The organism is Candidatus Paraluminiphilus aquimaris (assembly GCF_026230195.1).
GTDB classification, from domain to species: Bacteria; Pseudomonadota; Gammaproteobacteria; order Pseudomonadales; family Halieaceae; genus Luminiphilus; species Luminiphilus aquimaris.
Genome location: NZ_CP036501.1, coordinates 1,451,335 through 1,470,242, shown reverse-complemented (window position 1 = coordinate 1,470,242; position 18,908 = coordinate 1,451,335). Strand labels below are relative to the sequence as shown.

The 18,908-nt window shown below is 53.2% G+C and carries 18 protein-coding genes; 6 read left to right on the top strand and 12 right to left on the bottom strand.

The genetic code is table 11. The features are described from left to right. Nucleotides 1-105 precede the first annotated feature (105 nt). From pufL to idi, 6 genes are all read left to right on the top strand, one after another. Nucleotides 106-930: a photosynthetic reaction center subunit L gene (gene pufL, locus E0F26_RS06815; protein WP_279240915.1), complete on the top strand. Its 825-nt coding sequence runs from the start codon at nt 106-108 to the stop codon at nt 928-930. A 16-nt stretch (nt 931-946) separates the two neighbouring features. Continuing rightward, nucleotides 947-1,921 (top strand): photosynthetic reaction center subunit M, encoded by a 975-nt coding sequence (pufM, locus tag E0F26_RS06810; protein WP_279240914.1) that lies wholly within the window; start codon nt 947-949, stop codon nt 1,919-1,921. Next, complete coding sequence (pufC, locus tag E0F26_RS06805; RefSeq protein ID WP_279240913.1) at nt 1,918-3,009, top strand: photosynthetic reaction center cytochrome PufC; 1,092 nt, start codon at nt 1,918-1,920, stop codon at nt 3,007-3,009. The genes pufM and pufC overlap by 4 nt, the downstream gene beginning before the upstream one ends. A gap of 232 nt (nt 3,010-3,241) precedes the next feature. Continuing rightward, nucleotides 3,242-3,394, top strand: a complete 153-nt coding sequence (locus E0F26_RS06800; protein WP_279240912.1) for a light-harvesting protein — start codon at nt 3,242-3,244, stop codon at nt 3,392-3,394. Nucleotides 3,395-3,467: 73 nt separating this feature from the next. Beyond that, nucleotides 3,468-3,668, top strand: coding sequence for a light-harvesting antenna LH1, alpha subunit (gene pufA, locus E0F26_RS06795; RefSeq protein ID WP_279240911.1), 201 nt, complete (start codon nt 3,468-3,470; stop codon nt 3,666-3,668). Nucleotides 3,669-3,888: 220 nt separating this feature from the next. Further along, on the top strand, nt 3,889-4,461 hold the full coding sequence (gene idi / locus E0F26_RS06790; RefSeq protein ID WP_279240910.1) for an isopentenyl-diphosphate Delta-isomerase: 573 nt from the start codon (nt 3,889-3,891) through the stop codon (nt 4,459-4,461). Nucleotides 4,462-4,465: 4 nt separating this feature from the next. Here the strand turns inward: idi and E0F26_RS06785 are convergent, their stop codons facing one another. The 12 genes from E0F26_RS06785 to bchF form a co-directional block, all read right to left on the bottom strand. Then, complete coding sequence (locus tag E0F26_RS06785; RefSeq protein WP_279240909.1) at nt 4,466-5,779, bottom strand: coproporphyrinogen-III oxidase family protein; 1,314 nt, start codon at nt 5,777-5,779, stop codon at nt 4,466-4,468. A gap of 200 nt (nt 5,780-5,979) precedes the next feature. Beyond that, nucleotides 5,980-6,759, bottom strand: coding sequence for a putative photosynthetic complex assembly protein PuhE (gene puhE, locus E0F26_RS06780; RefSeq protein WP_279240908.1), 780 nt, complete (start codon nt 6,757-6,759; stop codon nt 5,980-5,982). Further along, entirely contained in the window at nt 6,759-7,241 is a 483-nt protein-coding gene (gene puhC, locus E0F26_RS06775) for a photosynthetic complex assembly protein PuhC (RefSeq protein ID WP_279240907.1), read from the bottom strand. The genes puhE and puhC overlap by 1 nt, the downstream gene beginning before the upstream one ends. 32 nt (nt 7,242-7,273) lie before the next feature. Next, nucleotides 7,274-7,894: a photosynthetic complex putative assembly protein PuhB gene (gene puhB / locus E0F26_RS06770; RefSeq protein ID WP_279240906.1), complete on the bottom strand. Its 621-nt coding sequence runs from the start codon at nt 7,892-7,894 to the stop codon at nt 7,274-7,276. Further along, nucleotides 7,891-8,649 carry a photosynthetic reaction center subunit H gene (gene puhA, locus E0F26_RS06765; RefSeq protein ID WP_279240905.1) on the bottom strand — a complete coding sequence of 253 codons (759 nt, stop codon included), beginning with the start codon at nt 8,647-8,649 and terminating at the stop codon, nt 7,891-7,893. The genes puhB and puhA overlap by 4 nt, the downstream gene beginning before the upstream one ends. A gap of 24 nt (nt 8,650-8,673) precedes the next feature. Further along, a complete protein-coding gene (locus E0F26_RS06760; protein WP_279240904.1) occupies nt 8,674-10,104 on the bottom strand; it encodes a BCD family MFS transporter in 1,431 nt (476 codons plus the stop codon). Then, nucleotides 10,098-10,802, bottom strand: a complete 705-nt coding sequence (bchM, locus tag E0F26_RS06755; RefSeq protein WP_279240903.1) for a magnesium protoporphyrin IX methyltransferase — start codon at nt 10,800-10,802, stop codon at nt 10,098-10,100. The genes E0F26_RS06760 and bchM overlap by 7 nt, the downstream gene beginning before the upstream one ends. Continuing rightward, the gene (bchL, locus tag E0F26_RS06750) at nt 10,802-11,707 is read right to left on the bottom strand and encodes a ferredoxin:protochlorophyllide reductase (ATP-dependent) iron-sulfur ATP-binding protein (RefSeq protein ID WP_279240902.1); all 906 of its coding nucleotides are present in this window, start codon (nt 11,705-11,707) and stop codon (nt 10,802-10,804) included. Before bchL ends, bchM begins: the two co-directional genes overlap by 1 nt. Next, entirely contained in the window at nt 11,704-15,438 is a 3,735-nt protein-coding gene (locus E0F26_RS06745) for a magnesium chelatase subunit H (RefSeq protein ID WP_279240901.1), read from the bottom strand. Before E0F26_RS06745 ends, bchL begins: the two co-directional genes overlap by 4 nt. Beyond that, nucleotides 15,410-16,966 (bottom strand): ferredoxin:protochlorophyllide reductase (ATP-dependent) subunit B, encoded by a 1,557-nt coding sequence (gene bchB / locus E0F26_RS06740; protein ID WP_279240900.1) that lies wholly within the window; start codon nt 16,964-16,966, stop codon nt 15,410-15,412. Before bchB ends, E0F26_RS06745 begins: the two co-directional genes overlap by 29 nt. Continuing rightward, entirely contained in the window at nt 16,957-18,246 is a 1,290-nt protein-coding gene (locus tag E0F26_RS06735; RefSeq protein WP_279240899.1) for a ferredoxin:protochlorophyllide reductase (ATP-dependent) subunit N, read from the bottom strand. Before E0F26_RS06735 ends, bchB begins: the two co-directional genes overlap by 10 nt. Then, nucleotides 18,243-18,776, bottom strand: a complete 534-nt coding sequence (gene bchF, locus E0F26_RS06730; protein ID WP_279240898.1) for a 2-vinyl bacteriochlorophyllide hydratase — start codon at nt 18,774-18,776, stop codon at nt 18,243-18,245. Before bchF ends, E0F26_RS06735 begins: the two co-directional genes overlap by 4 nt. Nucleotides 18,777-18,908 lie beyond the last annotated feature (132 nt).

Below are 18,908 nucleotides of genomic sequence, written 5' to 3'. Positions count from 1 at the left end.
TGTGGTGCCAGGCTCCTCGGAGCTTGGAAATAGATAACACGGTCCGAAGCGCCACCGAGGACCAGGAGAACGGAGCGTCTAGCGCTCGGATGGGAGAAGTATGCAATGTCGATGATGAGCTTTGAGAAAAAGTATCGAGTCCGAGGGGGAACCCTTCTCGGCGGAGATCTTTTCGATTTCTGGATGGGGCCGTTTTACGTCGGTTTCTTCGGGATAACGACCCTTTTCTTCGCCGTCACAGGAACAGCCCTGATTTTCTATGGAGCGGCCCTGGGTGATACGTGGAATATTTGGCGGATAAATATTGCGCCACCTGACCTGTCATACGGTCTGGGCTTGGCACCGTTGAAGGAGGGCGGACTCTGGCAAATCATTACGATTTGCGCGACGGGTGCCTTCGTATCGTGGATCCTTCGTCAAGTTGAGATATCACGAAAGCTCGGTATGGGTCTGCACGTTCCCTTCGCCTTCTCCTTTGCCGTCTTGGCATACGTAACACTGGTCATCATTCGACCCGTATTGCTTGGCGCATGGGGTCACGGCTTCCCCTACGGCATCATGAGCCACTTAGACTGGGTTTCGAATGTGGGCTATCAGTTCCTCCACTTCCACTACAACCCAGCACACATGCTGGCGGTGACGTTCTTCTTTACGACTGCACTGGCGTTGTCAATGCACGGTTCTCTCATCCTCATGGCAACCAACCCTCGGGCAGGCGAAACCGTGAAGACCGGTGAACACGAGAACACCTACTTCCGTGATGACATTGGCTACTCCATCGGCGCCTTAGGCATCCACCGACTCGGTACGTTTGTGGCTATTTCAGCGGCCTTCTGGAGCGCTGTTTGTATCGTCATCAGTGGACCATTCTGGACAAAGGGATGGCCTGAATGGTGGAACTGGTGGCTAACGCTACCAATCTGGTACTGATAAGGGGATCTCTACGATGATTGAATATCAAAATATCTTTACAACGGTTCAGGTGGCAGCACCGGACTACGAAGGCGTCCCCGTCGAGAATACGCATGATGATCGGACCGGTGTCCTGACTCACAGCTACTTGATGGGCAAATTGGGTGATGCTCAGATCGGCCCCATCTATCTGGGTCCGTTGGGCGTCGCAGCCCTCTTTACCGGCACCATTGCCTTCCTAATCATTGGACTCAACATGTTTGCGTCAGTGAATTGGGATCCTATTGAGTTCGTGCGACAGCTATTCTGGCTTGCCTTAGAGCCGCCCGGACCTCAGTACGGCTTATCTTTCCCACCGCTTAACGATGGCGGTTGGTGGCTCATTGCGGGCGCCTTCCTGACACTGTCGATTATGTTGTGGTGGTGGCGAACCTTCGCCCTCGGCAACAACTATGGCATGGGTAACCAAATGGCTTGGGCATTTGCCGCCGCGATTTGGCTCTACTTAGTGCTAGGTTTTATCCGTCCAGTATTGATGGGTAGTTGGTCCGAAGCGGTGCCCTTTGGGATCTTCCCGCACCTCGACTGGACAGCGGCGTTCTCACTGAGATACGGAAACTTGTTCTACAACCCTTTCCACATGTGGAGCATCTTCTTCCTCTATGGATCAGCGGTCCTGTTCGCTATGCACGGTGCGACTATTTTGGCGACAAGCCGCTATGGCGCTGACCGGGAAATCGATCAAATCACCGATCGCGGTACAGCTGCTGAGCGCGGCGCCCTGTTCTGGAGATGGACCATGGGCTTCAACGCCTCAATGGAGTCAATCCATAAGTGGGCGTGGTGGTTCGGTGTGCTGACCTGCGTTACCGGCGGTATCGGCATCATCCTGACCGGCACCGTCGTTGAAAACTGGTACCTATGGGGCATGAAGCATGGCCTGGTTCCAAGCTATCCAATGATTGGCGAAGCAGTCGTCGATCCACTACTGACTGAGGGTGCACAATGAAAACGCTAATGACCAAACTCTTTGCAACTGTTGGTCTGGGTACTGCTCTATTGCTCGGCGGCTGTGAAATGCCACCACCCGAATCAACTCAATGGGGCTATCGAGGCACCGGAATGGAGGGTTTATACAACCCTGATCGTCTCGATGAGCTCGCCTCTGACAACGTAATGCCAGAAGCGATACCCGCCGTACCGGCTGTTGGACCCAAGGCGAAAGACATTTATCAAAATGTTGAAGTGTTGGGCGACCTCTCTGTTGGTGAGTTCACACGACTGATGGCGGCCATAACACAGTGGGTATCGCCCGAAGAAGGTTGTAACTACTGTCACGTAGCGGGCGAAGGCTTCGCTGCAGACACGCTCTACACGAAGAAGGTGGCTCGGGTAATGATACAGATGACCCAGAATGCCAACGAAAACTGGAGCCAGCACGTCGGCGGAGCAGGGGTAACCTGCTACACCTGCCACCGTGGTAACAACGTTCCTGAGTATGTGTGGAATATAAACCCTGGCCACAAGGTCGCAGGCGGCATGAAAAACCAGATGCAAAACGTGTCATCGGTTGCAGCGGGTCTAGCGTCACTTCCTGTCGATCCCTTTACGCCTTACCTCTTAGATGACCGTAATGGACGTCACGCGGGAACGACTGCGCTTCGCGATGAGGGCGGTGTATCGCTGAAAGAATCAGAGTGGGGCTACAGTCTCATGATGCACTTCTCAAGCGCACTGGGCGTCAACTGTACTTACTGCCACAACTCGCGTGCATTCTTCGCTTGGGAAGAGAGCTCACCACAGCGCGTAAGGGCATGGCACGGTATCCGCATGGTCCGTGAGATGAACAACGAATACGTTGATCCCACCACAGACTGGCTACCCCCTCACCGCCTAGGAAAGCTCGGTGATGCACAAAAAGTTAACTGCGAAACCTGTCACCAAGGTGCTTTCAAGCCCCTACTTGGCGCGAACATGATCAAGGACTACCCGAACCTTGCAAAGCTCGCCAAAGCAGAGCCTGAAGAGGCGCCCGCCGAAGATTCAACAGACATGTCTGATGCAGCGGCTGATATGACAACCGGCGGTGACCAGTAAAGCGCTCGGCAGGGAGTGAATGAATAATTTGACGAGGGCACCTGCCCTGCCCTCGTTACCACAGTTAACTGTGGACATATCTACCCGAGGTTGCGTGCTAACACAGACGCCTCTTTAGGAAGATCATCAGACCTGACATGTTCTACAGGGATGGTCCGATGAAGAACGTCGTAACACGGTATTCATTACTGAGCTGCGACAGATCGCGAACTACTACATGGGAGGTAAAACCATGAGTGATGAAAATGTAGGCATGTCAGGACTCACAGCTAGCGAAGCTAGCGAGTTCATGCGGTCTTACGAAAAAGGCATGTGGACGTTTGTGTTTATTGCAAGCGTAGCCCACTGGGCCGTATGGGAGTGGCAGCCCTGGTTCGGAATGTAATCCGGGACTACCACTTTAACTTAGCGACTGTCCGGCTTGACGGGCTCGTCGTGATTCCAAATGGAGAGATGAAATGATCTTAACTCAACCCTTCTCACGGATCTGGAGAATATTTGATCCACGTCGGGTACTTGTAGCGCAGGGCGTGTTCCTGTTCTCAGTAGCTGTACTGATCCACTTCGTCCTGTTGAGCTCTGCGAAGTACAACTGGATCGATGGTCCATATGCGGCACCTGCAGCCATGGCGGAGGCACTCCCTCCCTCACGGCAGTAAGTACCGTCACTTAATCGGGCCCTTTAGGGCCCCGATGTTTCGACCCACGCACCGGCTGCCCCCAGACGATGCAGTGCGAATCCAATCGGGACTTCGCGATCACCCTGCCCCCAGAGCTACGATCGCCGATCTCCACCCGAATTGCTAAATTCGCGCGTCCTTCCCCAAGGAGTGGGTCTTTTTACTCTATTTTGCGCGTCAACGACAGTAGGTACTCCCAATGAGAGACAACACCACGATTGTATCGTTTGACGACGAACCCCTCATGCTTGTTGACCCAAGCGACAACATCATTGGCTTTGAAGAGAAATTAAACGCTCACAAAGGTCGTGGAAAATTGCACAGAGCTTTCTCTATTTTCCTCTTCAACGACATGGGCGAGGTACTACTGCAAAGACGAAGTGAACTGAAGCCCTTGTGGCCTGGGTATTGGTCGAATACTTGCTGTAGCCACCCAAGACGCGGCGAAACACTTGAACAAGCGACGCGGCGGCGCTTACGAGAAGAACTAAACCTTTCGGCAAAACTCACTTTTCTATTCAAGTTCGAATATCAAGCTCAATTCAAAAACGTGGGTAGCGAACACGAGCTGTGTTCTGTATTCATTGGACACGTCAATGGGCGTCCAGAGCCGTCTTATAACGCATCAGAAATCCAAGACTGCCAATGGTTAGACTCTGATGAGGTCAGCGGCTGGCTTGACAGTGAACTCATCGGAACCACCCCTTGGTTTGCTATGGAATGGGAACGATTGAGGGCTGACTTCGAGTCCGCCCTGAAATTATCAGCCTGAGCGATTAAAGCCAGCGATACATCGGCGAAGAGTCGGACCAAAAATGCGGTAACGCAAGCCGGCCTAAAGACGTAATATTAACGACCCCTTCCTCTCGCTCGGCATATCCCTGACTTTCTAGCGACTCAACCAATTCCGCCACCTTCGGCTGAGAAAGGATTGAGAGCGGTACGCTGGCGTTGCACATAAGACGACGCATCACAGACCGCCTCGCCACCTCAAACTCACTCGCCTCGATGAGGTATTGCGTGGCCAAATGACCTTGTTTAATTGCAATACGCCAAGCGTCAAGATCAACGTAATTTTGTCCGACAATATCCTGAACTTCACTCACTGCGCCAATGCCAACACCCAATGTTTGCTCGGTTTTTTTGGCACTGTAACCCAGCGCGCTGTACTCAAGCGTTTGATTCTGCTGAGCCTGAGACAAAGCATGCCCTTTTGTCACAAACGCATTCAGTCCAACCCACTCGTAGCCTCGATTCTCTAGCCCTACAACAACGGAATTAAAGATTGATAATTTCTCAGCGAGGCTAGGCAAAGCTGCCTCGTCGATCGCGGCCTGATGCGGGAATTGGTGGGGACGGCGGGTGTATTGCTGACAAACCAGCACGTCAGGCCCCAATTCACAGATCATCGCAACGCTCTCTTTCACTGAGGCGGACGTCTGGCCTGGCAATCCAAACAGGAGATCCATGGTCAGCGAGTCAAAATTCATGTCCCTCGCCATACCAAAGACGTCCTCCAAAATACTAAAGGACTGTGTTCGACCCAGCTCACTTTGAACCCTGGAGTCCACATCTCTGACCTCGAGATGTAAATGGCGAATACCCAGCCCCAGAAGCAAGTCGAACTGCGAGCGCGATGTTCGCCTCGGGTTGATCTCCATAGAGATCTTCGCATCGGGTGCCACATCAAAAGCGCTATGAATCGATGCCATCAGACGCGCAAGCTGGATATCATTTAAGTAGTTCGGAGAACCGCCACCGATGTGCAGCTGCTCGACCGTGATCGGGCGTTTTGAAGCACTGGCCATCATACTGAGCTCAGCAGCCAAGACGTCTAAGTAGTTATCGATGGCTGTCCGATCATGTTCAATCAGTGTGAGATGGTCGCAGCTCAAGCAACGGCTCGGACAAAACGGAATGTGGACATAGAGCCCTATCCCTTTTACCGGGGATTCCGTAATCGCCGTGGTGAGTATCTGGTGTGATTTAGCATCGATGACAGCCACTGCGTCCCCTGCTATTGCATGAGGACTATGGTGTCTTTCGAAGATATCGTCCAAACCCGGAGGCTTATGTTTCGACCATTTCATGTTCATTGCATCCCGTTCAATACCGCGTTAATCGCTGGCTGGGTTCATCGACCGAAGACCGCAAACGGAAGCGCTACTGGAGCACCAGTCAGTAGTAGGCGAAAAAAAAACCTTCTCCCACTCCACTACCCTAGACCTCCAAAATAAGATCGTCAAGGAAACTTGGACATCATCTAGACACGGTGATAGTAGACACACGGTTATTTTTGTTGTCGGACTACCCGGATTTCGTTTGTATCCTGCTTGGCCCACCGCCAAAGCGTCGACTCATTAACAGGAAACATAAGGAAAACATGCTCGATTGACGCCAGAAGCATCAAACTTGCTACAAGATAAAGGGATAGCTGATACGAAACCACCTCAGATGCGCCTGCTAATGAGTAAATTTGCATCGTTACAAAAAAGCCAAGCATCGCGCTTGCCGGCAATAACCAGCTCGACTTTCCAACGCGCAAATAGGATGTCAGGTAGTGAAGGTGATTGGGTAACCATCGGTCGTTGAATACCCTGACACCAAAAAATAGGTTGAGTTTTGCACTCCAACGCATCAAACAAAGCACTGCCACAGTGTAGAAGGCGGTCGGGTTGGGCTGGCTTGCGCTCACCGCCGCTAACAAAGCCACCGACGCAATAACCGCGGCCTCGTGGTAAATCGTGGTTGCAAGCGCTCCTTTAAATCGGCTCCAAGTCGAGGCCCCAGCCTTACAGACCGAGTGGTTGGGGCCGTTGACGTAACCCAATAGGTAACTGAGCTCGAGCCAGCCCCAAATAACCAAGCCAATTAAAAAGCCAGCGGCTACCGCTATCGGCGTCGTTGTCGATGCGTTTAAGGGAAGGCAAAGCCAGGCCACCAATGTAAACAACGAATGCGTGATGAAGCCTCGGTGTGCGACTTTCTGACTTTGATGAACCAACAAAAGAGCTAGACCGGTCAACAGCCACCAAGCGGACACAGCGATGACTATGGCCGGTACTAGCATTAAAGACGATCCGCCAAAATGGGTGCAGATTCTCTATGCGCTCGGTCAAAAATGGCCCTGAACTCTTTGTAACTGGTTGGGCCAAAGGCCTCTATAGCGATCCAGTACCCTGTGGTCTGATCGATCAAAAATAGACCGCCCCGGTCAGTTAGCTCGAGATCGAAAGTCGGGGCACTCTCAATATTGCGAGCGGTGCGCTCACGAACCAGCGTCCGAATCACCCCTCTGAGAAAGCTGCCCTCGCCCGGTCCATAAGCGCGAACCTCAACCGAGTTATTGGCAGTTAGGACCTTAACCGACCCGTTATCACCGTCCAAAACAGCCAAGGTTACACTCGCAACGACGTTGGACTCTGGTTTCTCTGGTGGCCCTTGGTATCCCTCGTTATTTACAGAAATGAGGGCCCACCCCAAGCCTACTGCGGCGAGCAAAAGAAAAATGGGATGCCTAAGCACCCCGAATAACATTCCGGACCAACCCACATTACCCCCCAGCTAGCAATACGCTAGCGTGTTTAGACCGCTGCGATCTGCGTCGCTTCGATTTCGTTTGATGTTTTGGGAATATCTTCTATGACATTGACTAACAGTCTAGCCACCGCATCCGGGTCCTCTACACCTCTCAACAAGGGCTGAACTCGACTGAAATGTAGCGGTCTCACGTGCGGCCACAACATCAGCCAAAACACCTTAGTGCCTTCAACAGGCAAAAAGCTTATGTCGCCCGTGCCATCTCGTAAGCGTCGCAATCCTGCTGACTCAACCTTGGTTAGTGGCAGATTGACAATCATTGGTAGCGCTACGCCCGAGCGAATAATCAATCTTCGGCTCGTAATGGTGTAAAGCGTGCTAGCGGCATAGAGCTTGGACATAATGGCTAATATGCCCACCACCGCCAGTGCCAATCCGCCTTGCCATGCCAAGGTGCCCGTCAACATTGATAAAGGCGCTCCATCCATTATTCGATAGATGAGATGGGCAACAATCAGTATCAAGAAATACAGAGCCGCTGTATAAACTTGAAACACGCGTTTTGCCATTGCGTCCCAACTTGGAGATGCCTGCCAGAGGACCTGCTCGCCCTCCGGCAGTTCACCCGGCAACCCAGGAATGGGTTCATGTGAATATTCGTTCACAACACTGGACCTTGACGACCGGGCATGGCGTACATCGTGCCGCCCCCGTAGAAGGCGACGATCTTATCCTCTTCTTGAAGGGTTACCTGGTCAGGGTTAGCCAATCCGGGCACCTGTTGGAATTGATCGCTACGAATCGATTTAACATGCACAGTACCGTCGCGCTTGACGCGTGCCATGGTCATCGGCAACAACACACGGCGCTCACCAACGTCTAGTTCCGCATACCGAAAATGTGGCTCGGCTCGATCAACCCATAGGTCAACAACCGTGGCACCTTTTGCGCCATCGCAACCAAATACCGCCTTCCCTCTTGGATCGGGATCGTTGCCATGTACCTTATGGTCGGCATCAACACGCAGCGGAACAATTCGCGGCTCACCGTCAACGGTAAGATCGGGGTGTTCAGGTCTGATTGCGTACGCCGCAGGACCAACGCCGTCGACCATCGGGTCGCCGGTTGGCTCTAATGGTGAACCCGGATGCGGGTGGACTGGCTTGGCCTTCAATTCATACTGCTCAGGCATGGGACCGGGAACGGTTCGCTCCCCCTGACCATGCGCCAGCTTGTAGGTTTTGGGGTCGGGTAAACCGCCGACGCCGTCACTGTAGTTATCAACGACACCGTCGTGTCGAATCGGAAAGCCCTCGCGCTTACCTTCTTTGTGAAGGTAAAGCACTAGGTAAACAAATGCCCCGCAAAATGCGGTGAACATAATAGCTGCAAAGTCAAAGTAAAATTCTCCAGTACCCATGGTGTGTCCTCCTGGTAGTGGTTATCAGCTTGGGAAATCTGCAAGTTGCATAGTGAGTGGTTGGTTTTTGTTATTGCCTAACCGGCGCACCAATGGACCCAGTGCAATCAGAGAGGCGAATAGGACGATTATTTCTAGGTGATAAACAGCGCCGTAAGGTGTGGCTGACCCAAATAGGTCGGTCGTAAAGCCGCTGCGCAGGATGAGGGCTTCAGTGATGTCTCGCAGAGCCCCACCCATAAATACCGCTATGCCCGCCGCCGTTGCTTGAACGGCACCCCATGTGCCGATCACAATACCGGCCGTGGCGTTGCTTGCCAGCAGCATGGCAGCGGTGAGCGTGCCGACAGCAAACAAGCCGTTACCCACACCAATTAAAAATGTTCCCGCAGCAAAAAGTCCGAGCGAGTCGGTCGCACCTGCGATAATGACGGCGGCAAACGCAAACACACCCACGACAGAGCCATAAGCGGCGAGGCGAATAGGTTCGCCTGCGTTACCCAGATACCGCGCTGAGAGTGCCATAGCGAGAAGCATTCCAACGCCAAACATAGCGGTTAGGCGGGTCGTCTGACTGACCGTCATACCCAACACTTCAGCGCCATAGGGCTCTAATAGAATTTCTTGCATACTGAACCCAAGCGTCCCAAGTGCGACGGCGATTAACAGTCGATGCGCGCCTGCACTTGCGGAGAGCGCTTTCCATGACTCGATAAACGTTGGGCGAGCGATGTTAAAGTCGGTTAAGTCGGGACGCCGCGGCTCCATCTGCCACATAGCGATCAAATTAAGGCCTGCAACGACTAAAGCGGAGCCTTGAATGACTTGAATAAGTCGAAAGTAACTAAAGGGCTCAAGTAGCAGCGAGAAGCCAAGAGCGCCTATCACCATGCCGACCAAAAGCATGAGATAAAGCATCGTGACAACCTGGTGCCGAGTCTTCTCGCTCGCCAGATCCGTAGCGAGAGCAAGCCCTGCCGTTTGCGTAGCATGCATACCCGCGCCCACTAAAAACAGCGCGCCCAATGACATGACGAAACCCATCCATGCGGAACTGGGGTCGCCCGATGTCATGAGTATCAATACAAAGGGCATGAGTGCCAACCCACCAAACTGCCCCATGGTGCCCATCCAGAGATACGGTAGGCGCCGGAAACCCAAGAACGATTGATGATTATCTGACCGGTAACCTATAAGTACTCGCGCAGGTGCTAACAAAAGCGGCAGTGCGAGCATCGCGGAAACAAGCCAAGCCGCTCTTCCTAACTCGACAACCATTATGCGGTTCAATGTGCCATTAAGTAGGACGAAGCAGATACCGACTGACACCTGAAACAGGGAGAGCCTCGCTAATTTCGACAGGGTTAGGTCACCCTCGACAACATTTAGCCATGGCAGATAGCGCGCATTAATGCGCGCAGTCAGTGCCATGAATTGCTCTCGAGAAATCAGCATATTCGCGCGATCTCCATGGCTTGCGAGGTGTAAAAGCCTGTCGAAACGCGATGCCCTTTGCCTATTTTCCAATCTTGCAATGCAGAAGAATTAGACAATTCCTGCGTCAACGAATGCGGAGAGATCGGTTCAATAGCCGGTGCGCGATCAGCTCGCGGAAAAAGTTTTCCGACGGCATGCATCGCAGCGAGTGGCAGTGTCTTAGGTGCGAAGGTAAACACCATAGAGTCATTTACGTTCTGCGCGAGTGTCTCCAGCGTCTTTACGCCATCGCGGGCGGCGTAATGGATAATCGAATCCATTGCGATAACATGATCAAAGCGTTCGCCTTGAACTTGGCGCATATCGCCAACAACGAACTGGATACGATGGTATTCATCAACACCGGAGTAACGCTCGTTGGCCAGATCGATTAAGGACTGAGAAAGATCGACCGCGATCACTTCAGCACCGCGTTTTGCCAGCTCAATAGAGATCACACCCGTCCCGCAGCCCGCATCAAGCACTTGCTTACCGGTGAGATCTTGCGGCAACCAGCTCAACAATAAATTGCGCATAGATTCGCGTCCGGCACGGACCGTTTCGCGGACGCCGCTAACGGGCTCATCGGACGTAAGACGAGCCCAAACATCAGCAGCGGTGCGATCAAAGTAATGTTCGATCTGCTCGCGCCTTTGTTGATAGTTAGCCGTTGCCATCAATCAAACCCCAAGAAATCAAACAGGTCGCGATCCTTCATAGGCTTTACGTCAAGCGCCTCAGCCCCATTCCACATCCCTTCGGCAAGCTGCATGTATTCATCTTGAACCGCCTTCAATTCAGGCGAATCTGGCAACTCAAATAGCGTCGACTTTTTAAGACGACTTTTGCGGATGACGTCGAGGTCAGGAAAGTGCGCCACTCGTTTTAGACCGACGGCATCGTTGAAGCGATCTATCTCGTCAGTACCAGCACTTCGATTCGCGATAACGCCACCCAAACGGACCCCATAATTTTTGGATTTTGCTTCAATCGCAGCAGCGATCCGGTTCATCGCAAAAATAGAGTCAAAATCATTAGCCGTCACAACCATCGCGCGCTCTGCATGTTGCAGTGGTGACGCAAAGCCCCCGCACACGACATCGCCCAGAACATCGAAAATAACGACATCTGCATCGTCGAGGAGGTGGTGTTGCTTGAGCAATTTTACCGTCTGGCCCACGACGTATCCGCCACAACCGGTACCCGCTGGGGGACCACCTGCTTCAACACACATAACGCCGTTGTAGCCAACGTGCACGTAATCCTCAGTCCGTAGCTCTTCAGCATGGAATTCGACAGACTCAAGAACGTCAATAACCGTCGGCATCAATGCCTTCGTAAGTGTGAACGTAGAATCGTGTTTCGGGTCGCATCCAATCTGAATGACGCGCTTGCCAAGCTTGGAGAACGCCACCGACAAATTAGATGATGTCGTGCTTTTCCCGATGCCCCCCTTGCCGTAAATCGCAAATACCTTCGCTTTGGCGACATCGATCTGTTCGTCAAGGTGAACCTGGAGGCTCCCCTCGCCATCCCCAGGACCTACGTTCTTAACTGGAATAAACTGATTTGGTGAATTCATGCTGCAACCTCCCCCGTGATCCCTTCAAGAAGGTCTTCAAGGTCTTCGCCAGCGCGCCGTAGCGCCTCCAGCTGTTCCTCGTCGGCTCCCCAATAGTCTCTTTCTTGTGCTTCGATGAGCCTGTTTGCTACACGCGATGCCGCGACCGGATTTAGCTCGGCCAACCGACGTCTCATGTCCTCATCAAGAATGAATGTTTCTGAAACTTGCTTGTAGACCCATGGAGCAACGCCGCCTGCTGTGGCGGACCACCCCATAGTATTGGTCAGATGTGCCTCAATTTGGCGAACACCCTCGTACCCGTGATCGAGCATAGACTCATACCACTTGGGATTTAGAAGCCGAGTACGCGTCTCGAGCGCCACTTGCTCGTCGAGCGTACGGACTTTTCCATCGCCACCACCCGTGTGGTCTGCGATGTAAACTGGAACCGTATTGCCCTTGGCACGCTGCACAGCACTGCTGATTCCGCCAAGGGTGTCAAAATAATGATCGACGGTGGTTATGCCCAACTCCACAGAATCCAAGTTCTGATAGGCGAGATCGACATTTCCAAGCACGTCGTTGAGTAATTCTGTCTGCTGAGATACCGCGCCCGATCGTCCATAGGCGAAGCCTTTACGGTTCGTGTAGGTGTCGGCAAACTGAGATTCATCATCCCAGCGTCCTGAATCCACCAATAGATTCACGTTCGAGCCGTAAGCGCCTTCTGAGTTACTGAAAACCCTCAAAGCTGCTGTTTCAAGATCACAGTTATTTGCCGCTTGATAAGCGAGCGCATTTCGTCGTATTGGATTTAAGTCGAGTGGCTCATCGGCTTCAGCCGCTAGATACGCCGCCTCAGCCAGAAGCCGGGTTTGCATAGGAAGGAGGTCTCTGAAGATCCCCGAGAGCGTCACAACGACATCAACACGCGGTCGGCCCAATTCTTCGAGATCGATTAACTCTGCGCCACTCAGACGGCCATAGCTGTCGAACCGCGGTCTGGCACCCATGAGCGCGAGGGCCTGCCCAATAGCGATACCCTCGCTCTTTAAGTTATCTGTGCCCCAGAGAACCAAGGCGATAGAGGTCGGCATCACGCCAGCATCCTCAAAATGTCTCTGCGTTAACTGCTCGGCCTGGCGGCGTCCCTCAATCACAGCGAATGCACTAGGCAAACGAAAGGGATCGAAACCGTGGATGTTGCGCCCCGTCGGGAGGCTCTCTGGGTTTCTGATCAGATCACCGCCTGATACGGGCGAGATGAAGTGACCATCAAGTGCGCTAATGAGAGCGGGTAATTCGTGCTCGGTGCCTAAATTCTCTGAGGCTGTCAGCAATCGATTGGCGAGTTCATCAATATCATCCGACGGGACCAGATGCTCTGCAAGAAGTCCTTTCAGCCCTCCCATGTCGTTGGACTGCAGATAGCCATCCAATCGGGCGGGATCAATCTCGTGCGCACCACCTGCCTCTGCAATGGCCGCAATGGTTTCCGCGCGTTCTGACGCGAGAAGGGACCCACCAATGACGTGCATCCCAAATGGGATGAGTGATTGCTCTATTTCATCTAGCTGTGACCTGAGTTTTGAAATCCAAAGGTCCGCTTCAAGTGCAGAGGCCTCCAATGGATCATGGACGAGCTCGCAACGGTCGGCTTGGGCGGAGATGGCTTCCAACAGTTGCTGAAGATGAGTCTCTGTCGCACCCGGCTCACGACCCCGCCACAGATCAATCATTGAACGCAGTTCTTGAAACTCTTTGTGTAAGTCAGCCTTTGTAACCGGTGGTGTCAGATAACTAATTAGGGTGGCAGCAGACCGGCGTTTGGCTATCAAACCCTCTGACGGATTATTGGCCGCATAAAGATAGAAGTTGGGTAGATCCGCTATGAGCCTGTCTGGCCAGCATTTGCTCGAGAGTCCCACCTGCTTCCCGGGCATGAATTCAAGCGCACCGTGGGTACCAAAGTGAAGAACCGCGTCCGCCGCGTAATCTTCCCGTAACCAGCGATAGTAGGCGGAGAAAACATGGGTCGGCGCCAAACCGCCCTCAAAGAGCAGTCGCATAGGGTCTCCCTCGTACCCCATGGCAGGCTGTACCCCGACAAATACATTTCCAAACGATTGACCCAAAACAAATAAACGTCGGCCATCGGTCCAATGCTTACCCGGGGCAGGTCCCCATTGTTTTTCAATCTCCTCGAGGTAAGGCTCACGGGCCACATGATCATCTACAGAAATGGTTGCGTGGACATTTGCCTCAGCGCCATAAAGCTCGGCATTACCCTTTAACAGAGAATCCCGAAGCGCCTCAACACTCTCTGGGAGCTCGACGTCGTAACCCGCTCGACTCAGGGCTTTCAAACTATTGTAGAGCGACTCAAAGACACTCAGGTGCGCCGCCGTTCCCATTGCGCCGCTATTAGGTGGGAAATTAAACAGCGTAATTGCGATCTTTCTCTCTGACCTTTGCTTGCGTCGTAACGCAACGAGCTTTGATACCCGGCTCGCCAGGCGATCAATGCGCTCGGTCTCGGGACTCATGTCAAACGAACGCTTGGGGTCCTCTCGGTCACGGCCGCTGAATACCATCGGTCCCGTGGCTCCATCCAACTCGGGTATCGCCACCATGATGGTTGCCTCAACAGGCATAAGCCCCATGGGCGATTCTCGCCACTGGTTAATACTCTGGAACTCTAGCGCCTGAACGGCCAAATACGGCACATTCAGCTGAGCCAGCATTTCTTGTGCGGCATCCGTATCGTTGTAGGCTGGCCCGCCAACGAGTGAAAATCCCGTAAGCGAGATCACCGCGTCAACAATTGACTCGCCCTCGCTCATGAAAAATCGTTTGACGGCAGGACGCGCGTCCAAGCCAGATGCAAAGGCAGGTATTACGCGCAGCCCGCGCGCTTCGATGGCGCGAATGACCGCGTCATAGTGGCGCGTATTCCCCGCCAGCGCATACGAGCGCATCAACAGTAAACCCACCGTCCCTTGCGTTTGAGCCGCATCATCCACGGGTGCCACGGTATCGCTTATACGCTGCCTGCCGTCGACGTGGTAGACACCCACATCGGGATACTCAATCGGCGGCTCCTCGCGAGCCACTTTTCTCAGTACCTCACGTGGTCCCGCTGCATAGCGATGAATCAGAAAACTCACAAGCCGGGTTAAGTTGTCCTCTGAGCCTGCGAGCCAGTATTGCAGTGTTAGGAAGTAGGCACGAACATCCTGTGCCGTTCCGGGAATAAACCGAAGAATGCGAGGTAAACGCCTCAACATAGCGAGCTGGCGCTCCCCGGATGCGCCGGGTTTTCCATCTTTTGGGGCACCACGAAGACGCTTGAGAAGTGCTACGGGGCCCGAGGGCTCCCCATCCATGGTGAATCGACCCATTCGAGTAAATTGCATGATCTCGGGTGCGGACATGCAGCAGACCATGGCATCGCAGTTGTCTCGACGCGCAGCGAGTGCATCAGAAATCGCTTTGATATGGGGTTCCATAAACAGCATCGTCACAATAATGATGTCGCCTGAGGCGATCGCATCCTTACAGTGCTTCAGCGCTGAGGCATCCGCCTCCCACTCTGTGGCGGCAAAGCTTTTGAAATTTACGGCAGGTAGGTCGCAGACAAGGCGTTTCTCGGCGCGCGTGATCGCGCCATTGACATGGTTATCAAGTGTGACGAGAACGACGTTGATAGGCGTCGCGGCGTCAGCTGCTAAAGTGTGCTTTCGCGTCATATAGCGTATCTACTTGAATCGTTGAAATGCCCTGCTCTTCCGCAAAACGCTCTGTATTTCGACGCGCCTTACCTCTTACGAAGAACGGAATTTTTCGCAACTCCTTTTCCGCTTCGAAGGCCCAAACAATGTTGCTTTCGTTAATTACTTCACCAGTCTCGCTCTTTGAGCGAGCGCCCTCTCCCTCACTTCCCAAGTGAGAGGGACCCACACTGTCATTGAACTCAAAATCGTCACGAAACATGTGCAGTAGATGCTCTTCAAGGCCCATGATCAGTGGATGTACCCAGGTGTCGAACAGTACATTTGCCCCTTCAAAACCCATTTGTGGCGAGTACCGAGCAGGGTAATCTTGGACATGCGCTGGCGTTGAAATAACGGCACACGGTATGCCCAGTCGTTTGGCAATATGCCGCTCCATCTGCGTACCTAAAACCATCTCAGGTTGGAGCTCCTGAACTCTGGCTTCGACTTCCAAATAGTTGTCAGTAATGAGTGCTTCAAGGCCGTACTCTTTGGCTGCGGCTCTCACATCGCGAGCCCGCTCGCGGCTGTAAGTACCCAAGCCCACCACTTCAAAGCCCATCTCATCGCGCGCTATCCGCGCCGCGGCTATCGCGTGACTGCCATCAGCAAAGACAAAGACACGCTTACCCGTAAGATAAGTCGAGTCGATAGATCGTGAGTACCACGGAAGCCGCGAGTCACCCACTGAATCGATATTGATAGTCAGGCCCAACACTTGAGCTACTTCAGCAATGAAATCGCGGGTTGCACCCCATCCCATTGGCATCGTTTGGATCGTTGGCATGCCGAATGTTCGCGCCAACCAGCTGCAGGTGAGATCTGAAACCTCAGGACACAAGTTAACGTTGGCATCGGCATTCGGTATCGATTGCAGGTCCCATGGCGAAGCACCCAGTGGTGCTACAACATTTACGTCAACCCCCATTGAGGCGAGCAGTCTCTCAATTTCCACCACATCATCACGACACCTAAAGCCCAACTTGGTCGGGCCCAGCAAGTTAACGCTTGGGCGGACAGCCGGGTCTCGTTTTGGTCGCTCTGTACCGGGTGCGGGTGCCTGCCGCGAGAGCAGTCCGCGCACGAGCTGATAAAACGTTTCTGACGCGCCCCAGTTTTCTTTACGTGTGTACGCGGCCATTTCCAGCGGAATAACCGGGACAGGCAAATCTGCACCAAGGGCCAATGCCCCGGGTTGATCTTGAATAAGCTCTGCAGTGCAAGAGTCAGCCACCATCAGAACCTGCGGCTTAAATCGCTCAGCAGACTCGCGAAGCGACTGAATAACCATCTCCGCGGTGGATGCTCCAAGATCACGAGCCTGGAATGTCGTGTAGGTAACGGGCGGTCGTTGCCCATCGCGCTCGATCATCGTAAATAGGAGATCAGCATAGGTATCGCCTTGGGGCGAGTGCAGCATAAGGTGTACATCGCGCATAGAGGCCGCGATCCGGATTGCCCCCACATGAGGTGGCCCCTCGTATGTCCAGAGTGTTAGCTCCATGAGCCGACCTCCAGAATCGCTTCCCGAACCAGAGGCTTAGCGAAGAGCCCTGCGAGATCACCTGCTTGGTCGAACCCCTGCACCGGCGAAAATACGAGCTCAATCGACCACTTTGTTCGCAGTCCTTCTGACTCCAGCGCATTCGCAATACCCATTCCACAGATAGTGAGGTCAGGCCGCGCCTCGCGAACACGATTGAGCGCCGGATCTAAATCTTGGCCCTCGACAATCCGAACATCGGGAGACAGGCGTCGCAGCTCACCTCGCATGATCAATTGATCGTGGAAGGGTGTCCCGATCTCGTTGATGCTCAGACCACACTCCTCACTTAAAAAGCGAGCCATGGGAATTTCAAGCTGGGAGTCGGGTAAAAAATGTACGCGCTTGCCGTCAAGCTTAGACGCGTGCGAGGCAACAGCACGCTTTGCCCGCTGATAAGGTAACTCGAGGACTTGCTGTGTACGGGAATCATCGACACCGTGCGTTTTTGCAATGGCCTCAAACCACGACTTTGAGCCCTCGGCACCCAGTGGGAAAGGCGCCTCTATGAGATTTGCGCCACGCTCAATTAAGGCGCGAGCCGTCTCTCCAACGAACGGTTGTGCCGCAACAAGTCGTGTGCCTTTCCCGACTGCGGGTAAATCACCGGCTTTGCGACCAGGGTAGAAGTGCACATTGGCGATACCCAGATCATCGAACAATCGTCTAAATTGATCTTCAACGATGTCAGAGACTGTACCGAGAACGATTAAATTCTCCTCAGTGCTCGCCAACGAGGGCAGCTCAGCCACCGTGCTCTTTAGGCATTGGTCTTCCCCTTGCGTGAAAGTTGTCTCAATACCACTGCCGCTAAACGCTGAAATGCGGACTTTGTTTTCATGCTTGGCTTGCAACTTGACTGCCGCGGTTTCCAAGTCAAGTTTGATGACCTCAGATGGGCAGGAGCCAACCAAAAATAGGCGGTTGATGCCAGATCGGCGAGCAATCAACTCGGATACAACACGATCTAGCTCCTCGTGACAGTCAGCCATACCTGCTAAGTCACGCTCACCAAGGATGGCCGTCGCAAATCGGGGCTCAGCGAAAATCATAACGCCTGCAGCCGACTGAATGAGATGGGCGCATGTTCTTGATCCAACGACGAGGAAAAAGGCGTCCTGTATTCGGCGGTGAAGCCAGATAATCGAGGTAAGGCCACAAAATACTGCGCGTTGCCCGCGCTCTTGGGTTTGCGGGCCCGGATGGTGCTCTTCAACCGAACTTGCGATCACACCACTCATGACTTAGCTCCATTATTTAAATCGAGTCCCGCATAAGCAGGCTGGCTTGACACATCGGGCGAGGCCGACCGTGCTTGCTGAAATTTCATTAGGAACTGAATCGCGTTGACTAGGTAAGCAACATAGGCCGCAAGCGCGACCATCATTTGCTCTTGTGGCGTCCCGAAACTTGAGAGCCACATCAGTAAGTAAAGTGTATGCAGTGCGATTACCCCCATACTTACCACGTCCTCCCAAAAGAACGCCGGCGCAAACAGATAACGCCCAAACACCACCTTCTCCCAGATGGCGCCTGTGACCATGATCGAGTACAGAATGAATGTTTTTAATATGACTGATGCCGTGGCCGCGAGAAGACCGGTGCCGTTAAGCAGAAAGTTCACCACGAAAACCGTACTAATGGCGAACACCAAGAACTGAAGCGGAGCCAGTACACCTTGGACGAGCGTCCACACCGTCTCATCGCGACGCTTCTTTTGCTCGGGCGTATACAGGCCACCACTTATCGAGTCTCTCGCATTGTCACTCACGGCATTAACCCCGCTATGCACGTGACACGTTTACCGGCGCATCGCACGCAGATTTCGCGTCATCTTATGAATTTGCAGAGTAGTGTTCGGCCTAAACAGTGTCAACTAAATATTACAGTGATCCTGAACTAA